The organism is Halorarum sp. SLYT50 (assembly GCF_059821265.1).
In genome coordinates, this window is record NZ_CM187555.1 from 1,516,894 (window position 1) to 1,532,802 (window position 15,909).

Consider the following 15,909-nt stretch of genomic DNA (forward strand, 5'->3'; position numbering starts at 1 on the left):
ACCTGTTCCACCTCTCCCGCTCACTCCGCGGCGAACCCCGTTCGCTCGGCGTCCGCGAGCGCTCGCTCGGCGGCGTCGTCGACCGAGAACCCCCGGACGACGTCGCCGTCGCGGACCAACGGGGCGAGCAACGCCTCGGCGTCGGCCGGGCCGTCCCGCCCGCGTAGGCCGACGTGGTGGCCGCCGTCGGCCGTCCGGTACACCTCCTTCGCGCCCGAGAGTTTCCCCCGCTTCGCGCACGGCTCCCCCTCCACCTCCACGATGTCGAGCGCGAAGTCAACTGGGTCGGCGTTCGAGACGTAACCGCCGACGCCGAACCCGTCGGCCACGTCGCGGAGGTGGCGGAGTTCCGCGGGACCCAGTCCCCCAGACAGGAACACGTCCACCCCGTCGAAGCCGCGTGCGTCGAGTTCCCACCGGACCTCGCGGACGAGGTGGCGGAAGTCGCCCCGCCGCGAGGAGGTGGTGTCGAGCCTGACGCCCGCGAGGCGGTCGCCGAGCGTCTCGACGGCCCGGACCACCTCGTCCTTCTCGTCGGAGTAGGTGTCACACAGCGCGATGCGCGGCGTGTCCTCGGGGACCGCCTCGTCGAAGGCGCGCCACGCCGCCTCCTGCTCGCCGCGGCCGAAGCAGATGAGCAGCGCGTGCGGCATCGTCCCCGACGCCTCCCGGCCGAGCACCTCGCCGGCGGCGACGTGCGAGAAGCCGTCGAACCCCGCGAGGAGCGCGCTCCGCTCGACGGTCGCCGCGACGCTCGGGTGGACGTGGCGCGCGCCGAACGAGAGGAGCGTCGAACCGGGCGCGGCGCGGCGACACTCCAGCGCGGCGGTCGCCATCCCCGAGGCGTGCGAGAGGAAGCCGAGCAGCGACGTCTCGAACCGCGCGAACGACAGGTACGGACCCTCGACGCGCATCACCGGCCCGCCGTCGAACAGCGTCCCCTCCGGGAGCGCGTCCACGCGCACGTCCGAGTCGAGACCCGCGAGGAGCGCCGCGGCGTCCTTCACGCCCGCCAGCAGTTCGAACTCGCCGCTGGGGAACTGGTCGGCGGTCACCTCGGCGACGACGGTCGGGTCTCGGTCGGCGTGGCGCAGCGTCTCCTCGGTCCGCAGGAAGTACGCGTCCGTCGCGCTCCCGTCGCGGATGGCCTCGGCGGGGACGACGTCGAACTCGGGGGCCGTGTCCATGGTTCGTCGCTCAGCGGCCGGAGGGAAAAGTGGCGCGCAAACCCGCACGTTCGGCCGTCTGCGGGCGAGCGGGCGAGAGCGGTTATCCGGTCACGGCTCGTGGACGTGCCCGCACTCGGGGCACTTGACCTCCTCGCCGCGGACCTCCGCGCTCGCCTCGCGCACGTCGCGCATGACGCTGGAGATGCGGTCCTCGGCCGCGAGTTCGTCTTCGACTGCGAGGTCGACGCCCTCCACCTCCAGGAGGAACTTCGCCACCTCCGTCACCTCGTACATCATGTCGTCGAGGTCCTCTGCGGTGAAGAAGCCGCACATCGCCCCGTAGAGGAACGTCGCACCGGCCTTGCGGACCTTCTCCTCGAAGGAGGCGCGCGCCTGGTTCACCGCCTGCGGGGTGTACGTGTCGGTCATGAACGGGACGAGTCGGGGGAGGTTCTCGCCGATCTTCGTCATCTCGACGCCCGTCTCGGTCCGGAAGTCCGCACAGAGGCGCGCGATGGCCCACTCGCGGGCGGTCACGTACGTCCGGTCGCGGAGGAACTCGTTGACGCGGTCGTACTCCGCGCGCTCCATCTTCTGGAACCGGTCGTACTTGCGCACGTCCTGCGGTACGTCGGCGCCGACGTCCGGTCCGGGGACCGACTCGTTCGCGTCCTCTCGTCCCTGGGCGCCAGCGTCGTCGTCGGTGGCGTCGCCGTCGCCAGGTGACGCGCCGTCCGCGGCGGTCGGGTCGTCGCCGACCCCGTCGGACGCCTCGGCGTCGGGGGTGGTCTCCGGGGTCCGCCCCTCCTCGTGCTCCTGCCCGGCGTCGTCTACCATGGTGATTCGTATCCGGCCGGTCCCCAAAAACCCGTTCCCGCGCGTCTGACACGCGTCGGCGGTCGACCGGCCCCGGCACGCTTTTCCCCCGGCGCTTCCGACAGGCCGCGCATGAAGGTGTTGCTGGGAATCGGGGGAGCGACGACTCGTTCACCGCGCTGGAAACGACGGTCGAACGCGCGCGGGTCGCCGGCGACGACCTCTCGGTCGCGGTGGTCGACAACCCGAGTACCGACCGGACGTACGACGACATCGAAGCGCGCGTCCAGCGGGTGCTCTCGGAGGCGGACCTCGACGCGGCGGACGTCCGCCGCGTCGAGGGAGACGCCGGGAGTCGGCTGGTCGCCATCGCCGAGTCGGAGGGGTTCGACCGCATCGCACTCGGCGGGGGGCAGACGAGTCCGATGGGGAAGATCACGCTCGGCCAGATCGCCGAGTTCGTCCTGCTGAACTCCCCCGTATCGGTGACGCTCGTCAGATGAGCGGGCGCGTCTATCCCGACGAACCGACCGGACCGTTCCCGGAGCCACCGGTCGCGTTCACCGACGGCGAGGGGCGCGAGATAGAGATACGGCCGTACGCCGGCGACGAGGGCGAGTTCGAGGCGCTCGTGGAGATGTACGCGGCGTTCGACCCGGCCGACCGCGCGCAGGGCATCCCCCCCACCGGGGAGTCGGCCGTGCGGTCGTGGCTCGACAGCATCCTCGGCGGCGACTGCCGGAACGTCGTCGCGTGGGACGGGGACGACGCCGCCGGCCACGCGATGCTGGTCCGCGAGAACGGGTCGTTCGAACTCGCCATCTTCGTCCTCCAGCGCTACCAGTCGGCCGGCATCGGCACGCGCCTCATGGAGGCGCTGCTGGGTCACGGCGCGGCGACGGGCGTAGAGGAGGTGTGGCTCACCGTCGAGCGGTGGAACCGTCCGGCCGTGACGCTGTACAAGAAGATGGGGTTCGAGACGAGCGACGCCGAGTCGTTCGAACTGGAGATGACGGCGGTGCTCGCCGACCCGGTGGAGGCGAGCGCGGAAAGAGAGGAGTAGCGTCGAGAGCCGATTCGGGCGTGGAGCGAGTCTCGCCGTTCTCTCGCGTCGTCTCCCAGTCAGTCGTCGGAGTCGGTCTCGCTCTCGGCGGGAAGGTCGGCCGCGATGGTGTGCTCTCCGGGACCGAACGTCTCGGTCGTCGCGTTCAGCAGTTCCTGCTGGTCGACCGTCTCCGTGCTGAACGTCTCGCCGGGCATCGAGTACACCGCGAGCGAGAGCGTCACGTTCTCGCAGTCCTCCGCGACCGTGAAGTGGATGTGAGCGGTGTCGCCGTCGTCGTGGCTCGCGATGCGTTCGTACTCGACGCAGCCCCGGAGCGACTCGGTCGCCCACGCGGAGCCGCGCTCGGAGATGCCCGCGCTCTCGGTCCCGAACGCGAACTGGAACAGGCGGTCCTCCTGTGCGTACAGGCGGTCGGCCGAGAGGTTCTCGATTGGCTCGCCCGCCACGAAGTCCACCTGGTAGGTCGTCGCGTTCGTCTCGGACTCGTTGTCGTCCGAGTCGTCACCGTCACCGCCGTCGTCGCCGTCGTCACCGTCGTCTCCGTCGTCACCACCGTCCGGAGTGTCGGTGTCGTTGACGGGGTCCGTCAGCGGGTGGTAGTCCGTGTTGTTCTCGGCGAGTTCGTTCGTCGAGTCGCACAGCCCGTCCGAGTCGGCGTCCTCGCACGTCTGGCTGAAGCCCGTCCCCTCGGGGTTCACGTAGTAGTTGCCCGCGACGGTGTCACCACCGACCACGTTCTCACCTGACGTCGGCGTGACGTTCCACGTGTTCGACCCGTTCGGCGCGGCGTCGAGGACCGGTTCGCTCTCGTTGATGCGGTTGTCGTACACCAGATTCGACGTGGCGTTGCTAAGGTCGATTCCAGTCAGCCTGTTGCTGTAGACCGTGTTGTTGTCGCTCTCCGTCAGGTAGATTGCTCCCGTGTTATCGGCGACACTGTTGTCGTCACTGGAGTCGAGCCAGAGTCCTTTGGTGAGCGTGTTGCCGCGAATCTCGTTGGAACTACTGTTGTCGAGAACCAGCGAGTCCGAGGCCAGACTTTCCGTAACCGTGTTGTTCAGGACGAGGGTCCCCTGCGCGTCGGTGAGCGTCACCGGCGTGCCGCCGTACGCTCCTTCGGCGGTGCTGTTCGCGAGGACGTTGTCTCGACCCGTGATGGTGACGCCGGAGGGGGCGGCGACGTCTCGGAGGACGTTCCCGTCGCCGTCGACCTCGAACCCCTTCGTGCCGCCACCTTCCGCACCGCCCGTCGTGACGTTCACGAATCGGTTCCGGTCGCCTACGATGTCGACCGTGAGGCCAGTCTCGGGTTCGTACGGCGGGCCGGGTTCTTCGTACTCGTCGTCGTCGGTGACGTCCCGAACGGTGTTGTTATCGCCGACGACGTCGAGTCCGGGGATGCCAGCCCCACTGAACAGGACGTCGGTGAACGACCCGTTCGAGACGTTCCGGTACGCGACGGCATCTCTCAGCGTGTCGCCCGTCCCGTTCGTCTCGACGGTCACGTCCCGAATCGTGACGTTGCTTACCGGGTCATCGCCGCCGACCACGACGAGGGGTTCGCGTCCTGCGGGACGTAGTTCGTCCGCACGACCGCGTACCCGTTCCCGTCGACGGTCACGTCGCTCGCCTGTACCGAGAGGCAGGTGGGATTGTCGCTGTCGGCGTAGGTGGAGTCTTCCGAGATGTTCTCGGTGAGTTCGTATTCGCCCGACTCGGTGATGGTCGTACACTCGTCGATACCCGTCGGTTCCGCGCTCGCCACGCCGACTGCCGTCAGGCCGACGCCCGCGGCCGCCGCCGAGGCGACCAGGAGGGCCGTCACCGCGACCGCGAGGACGCGGCGGCCGAGTGAACGTGAGTCTGATGTCATTCCATCGATATGACTCGGGAAGTTCGTATAAATGGAACGTACTGTTTCCCGAGTACACAGGTCCTACGACGAATTTGGTTGCGTTGTCGATGCTTGTCGTAGACGAATCATGTTTGTTTACACATCAGATGGGGAAAGTTCTAACACCAGTTACAACTGGACTGTGACGAGAAGACACCGACGGGAGCGAGCGGCGAGGGATTTGAACCCCCGACCTCTTGGTCCGGAACCAAGCGTTCTGTCCGCTGAACTAGCCGCCCTCACAGACAGGTATCACACCTCCGGGGTTAAGCCTTCGGAACGCGACGGTCGACCGGCCGCGCTCGCGTCGCGTTCACTCGTCGGACCCGCTCTCGACGCCCGGCAGGTCCTCCACGTCCGGGTCGTCGTCGATGACGGTCCGCTTCCACGTCCCCCGGGTGAACCACAGCGCCGCGCCGACGGCCCCGAGTATCTGCCCGACGGCCATCCCGACCCAGATGCCGAACGGCCCGAAGCCCTGCGCGATGGCGAGGAGGTAGACGATGGGAACCCGTCCGACCCACAGCGCGACCAGCGAGAACGCGAGCGCCGTCGTGGTGTTGCCCGCGCCCCGGTACGCCCCGAGCACCACCTGCAGGACGCCGATGAAGCCGAACTCGACGGCCCGGACCCGGATGTACTCCGCGCCGAGGCGGATGGTCTCCGCGCCCGCGTCGGTGCCCGTCGCGATGAACACGCCCACGATGGTGTCCGCGAACAGGGCCGCCACGACGGCGACGACCAGCATCACGCCCGACGCCACCTTCGCGGCGAGCCACACCGCTCGCTCCGCCCGCTCGGGCTTCTCGGCGCCGAGGTTCTGCCCGACCATCGTGTTCGTCGCCCGACCCAGTCCCAGCGCCGGCAGGAACACGAGCGACGTGAGCCGGTTCCCCAGTCCGTACGCCGCGACCACCTCGGGCCTGAACGTCACCACCATCGCGGTGAGCGTGATGAGTCCGAGCGCGGACGCCGACTGCTCGGCGGCCGACGGGACGCCGACGCGGACGATCTTCCGGATGTACTCCAACCGGGGACGAAAGTCCGGCAGACGGACGCGCGGACCCGCCGAGGTACCGAGGATGATGTACAGTCCCACGGCCGTCGCGAGCGCCCGGGAGGAGACGGTGGCGATCGCGGCGCCGGCCACGCCCGCGCCGGCGAACCCCGTCGCCGCGAGCAGTCCGGACTCAAGGCCCCGCATGCCGAGCAGTCCGAACAGCGGGTTCGCCTCGAACCCGAAGATGAGCAGCGGGTCGAGCACGACGTTCACGCCCACCGACAGCGCCATCACGAGCATCGGCGCGCGGGTGTTGCCGTACCCCCGCATCAGCGAGGAGAAGACGAAGAAGCCGAACAGGAACGGGAGGCCCGCGAAGAACACCCGCATGTAGTCGCCCGCCAGCGGGACCACCTGACCGGCGGTCGCCGCTCCCGCCGGCAGGAGACCGAGCAGGAGGTCCGTGAGCGCGAACCCGAGGACGCCGACGGTCACCGCGATGGCGGTGATGAACGTCAGCGTCTGGCCCGCGACGGTGCCGGCGTTCCGCTCGCTGTCGGCGCCGATGTACTGCGCGACGAGGGTGGACCCGGCGACGTTGAACCCGCCGCCGATGGAGATGAACAGGAAGATGAGCGGGAACGCGAGACTGATGGCGGCCACCGCCGCGGTGGAGTACCGCCCCAGCCAGAGCGTGTCGGTGAGGTTGTACGCGACCTGGAGCAGTTGCGTGGCGACGATGGGCCACGCGAGCGCGAACATCGGTCTCGCCAGGTCGCCCTCGGTGAGCGACCCGCCGGCGGGGGGGTCGGTCGACACGGTCGGGTTCTAGTAGCGGTTCACCGCGGGGGATTTGAACGCGTCGGAATCGGCGGTCTGGGTGGGCCACACGTCCGCGTCCTCTCGCGGGACGACCGGCCCGAACGAGACGGGAGCGTTACACGCGGAAGGTGTACAGCCCCGTGAACTGGTCGCCCGCGACGGCGAGGTTCCGTTCGGGGTCGTACTCGGCGTTCCAGCACCAGGGCGGCTCCCCGTACTGCGCGAGCGTGGGGTTCGCCGTCACCTCGTCGGCCCGGTCGTCGGTCGCGTACCGGTCGAGCGCCTTCGGGGCGGTCGGGTCGGTGACGTCGTAGAGGACGGCCCCCTCGTGCCAGTCGCCGCTGACGAGGAGCGTCCGGTCGCCGCGGGGGACGAAGTCGAAGTGGTGGCCGGTCCAGTCCCACCGTTCGGTCGCGCCGCTCATCCGCCGTGCGTTCGGCGAGACGACGAACCCGACGGGGGTCGGGTCCGACGGCGAGCCGTCCCCCCACCCGATGTCGAACACGTGCTTGCCGCCGGGGATGCCGTACGAGCGCTCGTCGCCGAGGACGACCAGGTCGCGCCGTGGGTCCGCCTCGGCGTGGTGAGCCGCGTCGAACCCCTCCTCCCCGACGGCCGAGTACCCGCCGTGGCGGTCGTAGTCGAACCGACCGAGTTCGGTCGGCCTGCGCGGGTCGCTGGCGTCGAAGACGACGTATCCCTCGAACTCGTTGGCCTGGTAGCAGACGTGCAGGAGGGCGCGTCGCGTGTCGACCGTCACGTCGTGACAGGCGCCGCTCGGACCGACGGTCCGGAGTTGTCGCGGCGCGGTCGGGTCGCTCACGTCCCAGACGTCGAACCCGTCGGTCGAGGGGTCGTCGTCGTAGTTGACTGTGTACAGCACCGGGACCTCCGGGTGCGCCCAGAGGTTGTGCGTCGACCCCCCTCCGACTCCGGTCACGACCGGGTTCGCGGGGCTCCCGGTCGCGTAGCCGTAGTCGACGACGTCGAACCCCCCCGGCCCCTGAACCGTCCGGTAGTAGAGACCGTCGCGGTGGTCGAACTTGACGTCGGGGTTCGGAACGCCGGTCGTTCCGGGGTCGTAGTGGACCTCCCGGGGGTCCGCCGGGTCGGAGAGGTCGACGAGGTAGCTCCCGTGCGCCCCGAACTTCGTTCCGACGACCGCGTACCGCCCGTCGGCCCGGAGTTGCGCCTCGGCGTACCCCGCGCCGCTCGACCGCCCGGAGAGCGTCGTCTGACCCAGTTTCCGGAGTGCGGGCGGGCCGTCGTCGCCGCCGACCCGGGTGCCGGTCGACCAGAAGTCGATCAGCCGTTGTATCCGTTGAATCGAGAGCGTCTCCCCGCCCGTGTCGGGGACCTCGCCGCCGGTCTCCCACCAGCCGATCGCCCGCTGGACCTCCGGGAGTTCGACCAGCGAGTCGTCGCTGCCGCCCGTCGCCACCGCCTCGAAGACGCTCACGTCGCCCGAACCACCGGTGTCGCCGCCGTCGCTGCTCCCCGAGTTACCGAGTGCGTCCGGGTCGACCCGCCGGCCGTTCACGGAGACGTCGGCCGGCCCGTCGAGGGTGAACGACGTGACCGTCCCGTCGAACTCGTACTCGTCCCTCCACCCGTACACGCGCCCCGACGCCGTCCGTCCGTCCGCGCCGTCGTCGCCGTTCCGAGCGCGAACTGCCTCGGAGACGGTGAACGAGTAGGTGGCGACACCGTCGTACGCCCGAGCGTCGACCGTGAGGGCGGTCGGGGACGACGGCTCGGGGTCCGCGGTCGAGTCGGCGCCGGAGGCGACCCCCGACACCAGTCCGGCCGTCGCTCCGGTCCCCAGCAGTCGGAGCACGCTCCGGCGACCGGTGCGCGGCAGGTCGTCCGTCACCGCCGTTCCCCGCCTCTCTCGCCGACAGCGTGCGCGGGGGCCGCTTCGTTCTCCGCCCGACTCGACTCCGTCTCCGTGGTACCGTCCTCTCTCATCTGTGGTTTCCCTCCCCCTGTGTCGCGCAGACGGCCGCCGTTCGACCGGGACTTCCTCCCCGACTCCCGTCCGGTGCCCCCGTCTCTCCGGGAGATAGTATCAGACAGACTGATTTATAGTTTTAGTATTAATTCGTGGCTTCTGCTGGTTGTACGATGGGATACCGTTCGCGTACACCGCGGAACGGGTGACTCCCGGTGGAAATCTCGGCCGGTGACGGTCGACGACGGACGGGAGAGGCGGAGAAAGAGCGGACCGTTACGGCGCTTCGCCCGTCTCGATGGTGAAGTCGGCGCGGGGGTACGCGACGCAGGTGAGCGTGTACCCCTCGCCGAGTTCGGTCTCGTCGAGCATCTGCTGGTTGTCGTGAACGACGTAGTCCTCGGAGTTGCCGCCCGAGGTGATCTGCGCGCTACAGGAGACGCACTGGCCCTGCCGACAGGCGTACGGGAGGTCCCAGCCGTGCTCTTCGCCCTGTTCGAGGACGGTCTCGTTGTTCGCGAGTTCGATGGTCTCGCCCTCCTTCACGAACTCGACGTCGAAGTACTCGACCTCGTCCTCGGGGATGTCCGCGGGGCTCTGTGACGCCTCGCCGCCCTCGCCGCTCTCCTCGAGTTCGCCCTCCTCGCCGCTCGGGACGGCGCCGGCCGCCGCGCCGCCGCCGATGGCGCGGTTGCCGGGCTCCGGGAAGTCCGTCTCCGGCACCGTGGAGGCGCGCCGCTCCAGCACTTCCGCCGAGATGTCCGCGGTCGGCTCCCAGCCGGTACCGCGGGCGAAGTGCAGGACGGCGAAGGCCAACACGAGACCCGCGCCGAACGCGAGTGCCACGGGGTCTACCATGGACCCGGCTACGAAGTGGGGGGTAACAAGGGTTGTGATTGTCCAGCGACGGCACTGGATTCGGGCGACGCGGGCGCCTCGATTCCGTCGTCGGTCCGCCGGACTACTCCCGTTGCACCTCGTGCCGGCCGAACCCGTAGCGGAGCCGGTTCGCCAGCCGCCGGGAGAAGCGGTCCCCGCGCGAGCCGAACCGCTCGGCGAGCGCCTGGTACACCAGGGGGACGGGCACCTCCTGCTCGAGCGCCTCCTGGACCGTCCACGTCCCCGTCGACCCGCCCTCGATTCGGTCGGCCACGTCGCCGAGGTCGGTCCCCTCCTCGCGGAACGCCTCCTCGCACAGTTCCAGCAGCCACGACCGGACGACTGCCCCGTTGTTCCACGTCCGCGCCACCGCCTCCAGGTCCAGGTCGTACCGCCCGCGGTGGAGGAGTTCGAACCCCTCTCCGTATGCCTGCATCAGCGCGTACTCCACGCCGTTGTGGACCATCTTCACGTAGTGGCCCGACCCGGCGGGGCCCATCCGGTCGTGGCCGTCCGGCCCGGTCGCCACCGCGTCGAACACGGGCGCCATCGCCTCGTACGCCCACGCGGGCCCGCCGACCATCAACGAGAAGCCGAGGTCCGCGCCCGCGGGCCCGCCGGAGGTGCCACAGTCGAGGTACGCCGCCGGGCACGACTCCGCCCGCCGGACGGACTCGGAGAAGTGGGAGTTGCCGCCGTCGACCACCACGTCCTCGGCCGACAGGTGCGGTTCGAGGTCCGCCAGCGTCGCGTCCACCGCCTCGCCCGCGGGCACCATCAGCCAGACGCGCTTCCCGTCGCCGTCGACGCCGTCCGCGCCTCCGGCGCCGTCGAGGCGGTCGCACAGGTCCGCGACGGAGTCGGCGGCCGTCGCCCCGGCCGCCGCGGCCGCGGCCGTCGCCTCCGCGTCGAGGTCGAACGCCACCACGTCGTGGCCCGCGTCCAGCACCCGGTCGACCACGATTCGGCCCATCCGGCCGAGACCGACCACGCCGAGTTGCATGCTCATACCCGCGGGTCGGCGACGCGACCCGTAGCCGTTGCGGTTCGGGCGGTCGGCGCGGGGCCGTCGTCAGGCCGCTTCGCGGACGAACGCGAGCACCGCCTCGACGAAGCGCTCCGGCGCGGTGTTCATCGCGGCGTGACCGTGCCCCTCGAAGACGACGACTCGGCTGTTCGGGAGCGCGTCGGCGAGTGCGTCGGTCGCGTCCCCGAGGAACGCCGCGCTCTCGCTCCCCGCCAGCAGCAGGGTCGGCGTGGTCAGCCCCGCGAACCGCGCGGGGTCGAACTCGTACTCGACGGGCGCACGCTCTTCGCGGAGCACCGTGTGGACCGCGGCGACGCGGGCCGACCAGTTCGGCGCCACGCGGAGCGCGTCGAGTTCCGCCGGCGAGGACCCGACCACCTCGCGGAAGAACAGGACGAGCGCCCCCTCGTCGTCTCTCTCCTCCAGCAGGGCTTCCATCTCTGCGAGCACGTCCGTCGAGTAGAAGTCGTGGTCCGCGACCGGAATCGGCGGTTCGTACAGGACGAGCGCGCGCAGGTTGTCGGTCCGCAGGGCCGCCTCCAGCGAACAGAGCGCGCCGTAGGAGTGGCCGAGCAGGACGACCGGTTCGTCGACGGAGTCCACGACCGCGGCCACGTCCTCGAACTCCCGTTCCAGGGCGTACTCGGTGGCGTCCCCGCTCTCGCCGCGGCCGCGGCGGTCCACCGCGTACACCGTGAACTGCTCCGCCAGGGCGGGCCGAACCGGCTCCCACCGCGTGTGGTCGGCGGTCGTCCCGTGGACGAGTACGAGCGGCGGCCCGCCTCCCGTCCGTTCGTACGCGATAGGCGTCCCGTCGGCCGAGGTGACCGTCTCCATGATTCCTCCCTTGGGAGGTACGTCGCCGAACGACGTCACCGTTCCGCGCGCTCACGTCTACCGCGCTACGCCTCCGAGAAGCCGTCTTCCCAGCGGAAAGTGCCGTTTCGCTGGATTACCTCGCCGTCGACCAGCAGCCGCGAGTCCTCGCTCACGTCGGTTATCATGTCGACGTGGACCGCCGAGTCGTTGCCCGCCTCCCCCTCGGGCAGGCACGCGTCGTACGCGCGGCCGAGCGCGAGGTGGACCGTCTCGCCCATCTTCTCGTCGAAGAGGATGGAGTCGGTGAACCGGTCGATGCCGCGGTTCATCCCGACGCCGAGTTCGCCCAGTCGCCGCGCCCCCTCGTCCGTGTCGAGCACCGACGCGATGGCGTCCTCGCCCTGTTCGGCGGCGAAGTCCACCACCTCGCCGTCCTCGAACGTCAGTCGAACGTTCCGCACGTGCTGTGCGTCGATGGTCATCGGCACGTCGAAGGACACCTCGCCCTCCGTCGCGTACGGCGCGGTGAACACCTCGCCGGACGGCAGGTTGTGCGAGTCGTACGCCACCGACGCCGCCGAGTTGACCGCCGTGCGGTCCTCGATGGACATCGCGAGGTCGGTATCGTCTTTCTCGATGCGGACCTCGCTTCCCTCGTCGAGAACGTCCTTCAGCCGCGCCATCTCCTCGGCCAGCGACTCCCAGTCGCGGAGGACGGCGTCGTAGACGAACGTCTGGTACTCCTCGTAGGCCATCCCAGCCTGCTGGGCGAGCGCGCGGGTCGGGTGGACCGTGCTCACCCAGTCGGTGGCCATCCGCGCCTCCCGCGCGCGCTTGCTCGCCTGCCGGTACGCTCGACGCCGCTCGTCGGGCACGTCGGCCGTCGCGGCCGCGTTGCGCCCGCCGCCGAGTCGGAGGTAGACGTCCGCCGCCTCGAACAGCGCGAGCTCCGGGTCGCTCGCCTCGAACTCGCCGTCGCCGCCCTGGAGGTACGCTCGGGTCACCTCGTCGCTCCCGTAGGTCGTGAGGAGCGTCGCGCCGCGGTCGCCCAGCAGTTCGGCGACGGCGACGCCCAAATCGTGTGCGTCCTCCGCCACGTCCATCACCACGTGGTCGCCCGCCTCGACGCGGGCGCTCCAGTCCACGAGCACCGCCGCGTGCTCCCGTACGCGTTCGTCCATGCCGGCGCGTCGGCGCGCCGGCCGGTAAACCCGCCGGTCAGTCGGTCGTCGCGTCGAGTCGGGAATCGGGCGAGCCGAGCGTGTCGGCCGCACCCCGAACCCCGCCCGTCAGCCGTCCCCCGACTCCGGCGCGTGAACGGCGTCGAGCCGAGAGACGGTCGGCGCGTTCGTGACGACGACCCGCCGTCCACGGCGCTCGACGCGGAACGCGTCGGCGAACGGGCCGTCCGACACCCGGAAGACGCCCTCGCGCACCCGCTCGGCGCCGAACGCGTCCCGGAGCGTCGACCGGTACGCCTCGGCGAACTCGGCCGCGTCGCCGGGGGTGTCGAAGCGGAACGCCCACACGTAGCCGTACGCGGCGTCCGCACCGCTCCCCCGGTGGTAGGGGACGAGTCGGTCGCCCGCCCACCCGTCCGAGAGCGGGTGGGAGTAGTTGTACGGCGAGTACGGGATGTCGCCCTGGCGGAGGCTGGACCGGTCGATGGTCGACCGGTACCAGAACATCGCGTACAGCCCCGTCTCGCCCAGCCGTTCCGTCGTCCGGGGCAGGTCGTCGAACCGCGACCAGTCCGCCTCCGAGCGGTCCGGGACCGCCACCTCCGCGGGTTCCTCCTCGGGGTAGCGCTCCGGGTGGATGGTCTGCTCCGTGCTCGCCGGCCGGGTCGCGTAGGCGTCGTTCACCGCCGCCCACCCGCCCTGCTGGCGGAGGTGGTGGACGAACCCGGGGCCGTCGGCGTACGGCTGGTAGATGTACGCGAACAGTCCCTGGTTGATGGGACCGCCCCCACCGCCCCCGCCTCCGCCGCCGAGGCTCGCCCGTCCGGGCCGGGCGACGCACGACCAGTTCGCGCTGCACGCCTCCTCGTACAGCGTCTCCACGTAGCGAGCGTCGCCCTCGGTCAGCCCGTTGTGCGCCAGCCCGGCGTCGCGCGAGCCCGCGCCGACGAACCCGAAGTGCTGGTCCTGGAGCGCGTGGACGAGTTCGTGCGACAGCGTCGTGCGGTCGAGCGACGGCTGGGGCGCGTCCGAGACGACGACGATCCGGTCGTCGGACGGCGTGTAGTACCCGAGCACCGACCCGCCGTACAGCGCGCCGAACGAGTCGCTGACGTTGGTGTCCTCGCCGACGAGGAGCGCCGCCTCCCACACCTGGTTGTGCCACGCGTGGTACGCCGCCGGACGGGCGCTGCCGCCGAACACGGCCCGCTCGCGGTACTCGTCGCGGGAGATGACCTCGACCGGAACGCGCGTCCGGAACTCCAGGCCTCGGAGCCGCTCCACCCGCGCCATCGACCGGGCGACGAAGGCGCGCCGCTCGCTCGCGTTCAGCCCGTCCGACTGGTTGACCGCGACGCTCTCGTTCCACCAGACGCCGTCCTCGTAGCCGAGGCGGTCGGTCGGCGGGTCCTCGGGCCACTGCCAGCCGTCCCGGAGGGCGGGGTACTCCGCCGGCGCGGCACAGCCCGCGAACACGAGCATGAGCGCGGCCGCGACGCTCGCGTATCGCACGGTCCGCCAGTCGGGGGCGGCAGGAAAAGCGTTGTCGGCGTCGACGGGTCCCCGCGTCCGTACACGCAGGTGTCGCGGGTCTCTCAGCGGAAGCGGGCGAGTAGTCCCGCGAGCGCGACGGCGACGACGGCGACGGCGAAGCCGAAGCCGGCACCGGTCGTCTCGGTCGTCGTGTCGGTGGCCGTCGCCTCGGGTTCGGCGGTCGTCGTACTCGCGGCCGTCGTCTCGTCGGACCCGTCAGTGGGTTCGTCCGTGGTCGGCTCCGGTTCGGCCGTCTCGGTCGCCGTCGCCGTCTCCATCGACGGGGAGAGACCCGGGCGGATGTCCTCGACGCCCGTCACGTTCGGCCCGTTGACGATAGTGACGCGCGTCCCGTTACGCTCGACGAGGAACGCGTCCGCGAACGGACCGCTCGACACCTCGTAGTACCCCTCCTCGGTCCGTTCCACCTCGTGCGCCTCCAGCATCCGGAGGTACGCGTCGTGGAACTCGGTCGCGTCCTCCTCGGTGTCCCACTCGGTCACCCAGACGTACCCGTACGCGGTGTCGTCGCCCTCGGCGTTGCGGTACGGGAAGAGGCGGTCGTTCGCCCATCCGTTCGAGGGCGCGGCGTCGTAGTTGTAGACGTCGTACCGGGAGGTGGTCTCGAACAGGCCCTGCGGGTCAATCGTGTCCGCGCTGTACTCCCGGGCCTGGTACCAGAACATCGAGTAGATGGACGCCTCGCCCACCGTGTCGGAGCCGTTCACCCCCTGAGTCGGGAACGTCTCCCAGCCGTTCGTCGCGGTGTCGTTGTACGCGATGGGGACCGGGTCCTCGTCGGTCCGGTGGATGACCTGCTCGGTGGACGCCGGCGGGTCCTCGAACCGCTCCTCGAAGCCGTCCCAGCCCTCCTCGTCGACGATGTCGCTGACGTACACCGGGCCGTCGGAGTAGGGGTTGAAGATGGTGAGGTAGATGCCCAGGTTCAGGTCGCTGCTGCCGCCGCCGCCGTCGGACGGGGGCGGGCTGACGCACGACCACTGCTCGCCGCAGTTCTGCGAGTAGCGCGCCTCGATGTAGTTCGCCTCGCCCTCGACTACGCCGTCGATGGCGAGGTCACCGTCCTGTGTCTGTCCGCGGTAGCTCGCGTTCGTCAGGTCGTACTGCTGGTCCTGGAGCGCGTGGACCAGTTCGTGGACCAACGTCGCGTTGTTGATGGTGGGCGTGTCCGGGTTTGGCGTGATGACCTTTATCTCGTCGTCGGTGGGGGAGTAGAAGCCCGCGACCGACGACCCGGTCGTCTGTCCGATGGCCGACGCGGACCCGGTGGACTCGCCGACGATGAACAGCGCCTCCCAGACCTGGTCGTTCCAGCGGTTGAACTCCGTCTGGTTCGACGACCCGCCGGACGCCCGGTCGCGGTACTCCTCGCGGGAGATGACCTCAACGGGGACGCGCGTCTCGAACTCCTCCTGGCGGACGTACTCGACGCGCGCCATCGCCCGCGCGACGTACCGGTCGAGTTCCTCGTCCGAGAGCCCGTCCGACTGGTCGACGTCGATGCTCTCGTTGTACCAGTAGCCGTCTTCCCAGCCGATGATGTCGGATTCGGGGTCGTCGGGCGAGTCCTCCTGAGCCGCACTGCCCACCGACGCCGCGTCGGTGGGTGCGGCGGGGGTGGGTGACGCTGCGACCGCCGCGGGTGCCACCGCCGAGAGAACCAGCACCGCGACGACCGCGAGCGAGAACGCGCGCCGCGCCTGACCGGCTGGGGCCGAGCGTCGCATATCC

The 15,909-nt window shown here is 70.3% G+C and carries 13 protein-coding genes, 1 tRNA gene and 1 pseudogene; 2 read left to right on the forward strand and 13 right to left on the reverse strand.

The genetic code is table 11. The features are described 5' to 3' along the window. Positions 1-20: 20 nt before the first annotated feature. Together AC6RUA_RS07990 and AC6RUA_RS07995 are read right to left on the reverse strand one after the other, a co-directional pair. A complete protein-coding gene (locus tag AC6RUA_RS07990; protein WP_499812511.1) occupies positions 21-1,187 on the reverse strand; it encodes a nicotinate phosphoribosyltransferase in 1,167 nt (388 codons plus the stop codon). A gap of 90 nt (positions 1,188-1,277) precedes the next feature. Next, positions 1,278-2,006 carry a DUF5806 family protein gene (locus tag AC6RUA_RS07995; RefSeq protein ID WP_499812512.1) on the reverse strand — a complete coding sequence of 243 codons (729 nt, stop codon included), beginning with the start codon at positions 2,004-2,006 and terminating at the stop codon, positions 1,278-1,280. 111 nt (positions 2,007-2,117) lie between these two features. On the opposite strand from AC6RUA_RS07995, the pseudogene AC6RUA_RS08000 reads away from it, so the two are divergent. Together AC6RUA_RS08000 and AC6RUA_RS08005 are read left to right on the forward strand one after the other, a co-directional pair. Continuing rightward, positions 2,118-2,488 (forward strand): annotated as a pseudogene (locus AC6RUA_RS08000) (universal stress protein). Then, positions 2,485-3,048 carry a GNAT family N-acetyltransferase gene (locus AC6RUA_RS08005; protein ID WP_499812513.1) on the forward strand — a complete coding sequence of 188 codons (564 nt, stop codon included), beginning with the start codon at positions 2,485-2,487 and terminating at the stop codon, positions 3,046-3,048. The pseudogene AC6RUA_RS08000 and the gene AC6RUA_RS08005 overlap by 4 nt, the downstream one beginning before the upstream one ends. A 59-nt stretch (positions 3,049-3,107) precedes the next feature. Here AC6RUA_RS08005 and AC6RUA_RS08010 read toward each other — a convergent pair whose 3' ends face one another. The 11 genes from AC6RUA_RS08010 to AC6RUA_RS08060 form a co-directional block, all read right to left on the reverse strand. Then, entirely contained in the window at positions 3,108-4,601 is a 1,494-nt protein-coding gene (locus tag AC6RUA_RS08010; protein ID WP_499812514.1) for a NosD domain-containing protein, read from the reverse strand. Further along, positions 4,577-4,924, reverse strand: coding sequence for a hypothetical protein (locus AC6RUA_RS08015; RefSeq protein WP_499812515.1), 348 nt, complete (start codon positions 4,922-4,924; stop codon positions 4,577-4,579). The genes AC6RUA_RS08010 and AC6RUA_RS08015 overlap by 25 nt, the downstream gene beginning before the upstream one ends. A 187-nt stretch (positions 4,925-5,111) precedes the next feature. After that, positions 5,112-5,184: transfer RNA gene (locus AC6RUA_RS08020), tRNA-Arg, on the reverse strand. 74 nt (positions 5,185-5,258) lie between these two features. Then, positions 5,259-6,707 carry an MATE family efflux transporter gene (locus AC6RUA_RS08025; RefSeq protein ID WP_499815418.1) on the reverse strand — a complete coding sequence of 483 codons (1,449 nt, stop codon included), beginning with the start codon at positions 6,705-6,707 and terminating at the stop codon, positions 5,259-5,261. A 175-nt stretch (positions 6,708-6,882) separates the two neighbouring features. Beyond that, on the reverse strand, positions 6,883-8,640 hold the full coding sequence (locus AC6RUA_RS08030; RefSeq protein ID WP_499812516.1) for an LVIVD repeat-containing protein: 1,758 nt from the start codon (positions 8,638-8,640) through the stop codon (positions 6,883-6,885). Positions 8,641-8,994: 354 nt separating this feature from the next. Beyond that, on the reverse strand, positions 8,995-9,576 hold the full coding sequence (locus tag AC6RUA_RS08035; RefSeq protein WP_499812517.1) for a 2Fe-2S iron-sulfur cluster-binding protein: 582 nt from the start codon (positions 9,574-9,576) through the stop codon (positions 8,995-8,997). A 103-nt stretch (positions 9,577-9,679) separates the two neighbouring features. Continuing rightward, on the reverse strand, positions 9,680-10,600 hold the full coding sequence (locus AC6RUA_RS08040) for a decarboxylating 6-phosphogluconate dehydrogenase (RefSeq protein WP_499815419.1): 921 nt from the start codon (positions 10,598-10,600) through the stop codon (positions 9,680-9,682). Positions 10,601-10,669: 69 nt separating this feature from the next. Then, entirely contained in the window at positions 10,670-11,461 is a 792-nt protein-coding gene (locus tag AC6RUA_RS08045) for an alpha/beta fold hydrolase (RefSeq protein WP_499812518.1), read from the reverse strand. Between the two features lie 65 nt (positions 11,462-11,526). Beyond that, positions 11,527-12,624 carry an aminopeptidase gene (locus AC6RUA_RS08050; RefSeq protein WP_499812519.1) on the reverse strand — a complete coding sequence of 366 codons (1,098 nt, stop codon included), beginning with the start codon at positions 12,622-12,624 and terminating at the stop codon, positions 11,527-11,529. 108 nt (positions 12,625-12,732) lie between these two features. Next, positions 12,733-14,106: an Hvo_1808 family surface protein gene (locus AC6RUA_RS08055; protein ID WP_499815420.1), complete on the reverse strand. Its 1,374-nt coding sequence runs from the start codon at positions 14,104-14,106 to the stop codon at positions 12,733-12,735. A 113-nt stretch (positions 14,107-14,219) separates the two neighbouring features. Next, complete coding sequence (locus AC6RUA_RS08060) at positions 14,220-15,905, reverse strand: Hvo_1808 family surface protein (protein WP_499812520.1); 1,686 nt, start codon at positions 15,903-15,905, stop codon at positions 14,220-14,222. Positions 15,906-15,909 lie beyond the last annotated feature (4 nt).

What these genes read in the sequence shown, in the direction of transcription:
- AC6RUA_RS07990 (WP_499812511.1), bottom strand. Translation starts at nt 1,187, where the DNA reads ATGGACACGGCCCCCGAGTTCGACGTCGTCCCCGCCGAGGCCATCCGC.
- AC6RUA_RS07995 (WP_499812512.1), bottom strand. Translation starts at nt 2,006, where the DNA reads ATGGTAGACGACGCCGGGCAGGAGCACGAGGAGGGGCGGACCCCGGAG.
- AC6RUA_RS08005 (WP_499812513.1), top strand. Translation starts at nt 2,485, where the DNA reads ATGAGCGGGCGCGTCTATCCCGACGAACCGACCGGACCGTTCCCGGAG.
- AC6RUA_RS08015 (WP_499812515.1), bottom strand. Translation starts at nt 4,924, where the DNA reads ATGACATCAGACTCACGTTCACTCGGCCGCCGCGTCCTCGCGGTCGCG.
- AC6RUA_RS08025 (WP_499815418.1), bottom strand. Translation starts at nt 6,707, where the DNA reads ATGTTCGCGCTCGCGTGGCCCATCGTCGCCACGCAACTGCTCCAGGTC.
- AC6RUA_RS08035 (WP_499812517.1), bottom strand. Translation starts at nt 9,576, where the DNA reads ATGGTAGACCCCGTGGCACTCGCGTTCGGCGCGGGTCTCGTGTTGGCC.
- AC6RUA_RS08040 (WP_499815419.1), bottom strand. Translation starts at nt 10,600, where the DNA reads ATGCAACTCGGCGTGGTCGGTCTCGGCCGGATGGGCCGAATCGTGGTC.
- AC6RUA_RS08045 (WP_499812518.1), bottom strand. Translation starts at nt 11,461, where the DNA reads ATGGAGACGGTCACCTCGGCCGACGGGACGCCTATCGCGTACGAACGG.
- AC6RUA_RS08050 (WP_499812519.1), bottom strand. Translation starts at nt 12,624, where the DNA reads ATGGACGAACGCGTACGGGAGCACGCGGCGGTGCTCGTGGACTGGAGC.
- AC6RUA_RS08055 (WP_499815420.1), bottom strand. Translation starts at nt 14,106, where the DNA reads ATGCTCGTGTTCGCGGGCTGTGCCGCGCCGGCGGAGTACCCCGCCCTC.
- AC6RUA_RS08060 (WP_499812520.1), bottom strand. Translation starts at nt 15,905, where the DNA reads ATGCGACGCTCGGCCCCAGCCGGTCAGGCGCGGCGCGCGTTCTCGCTC.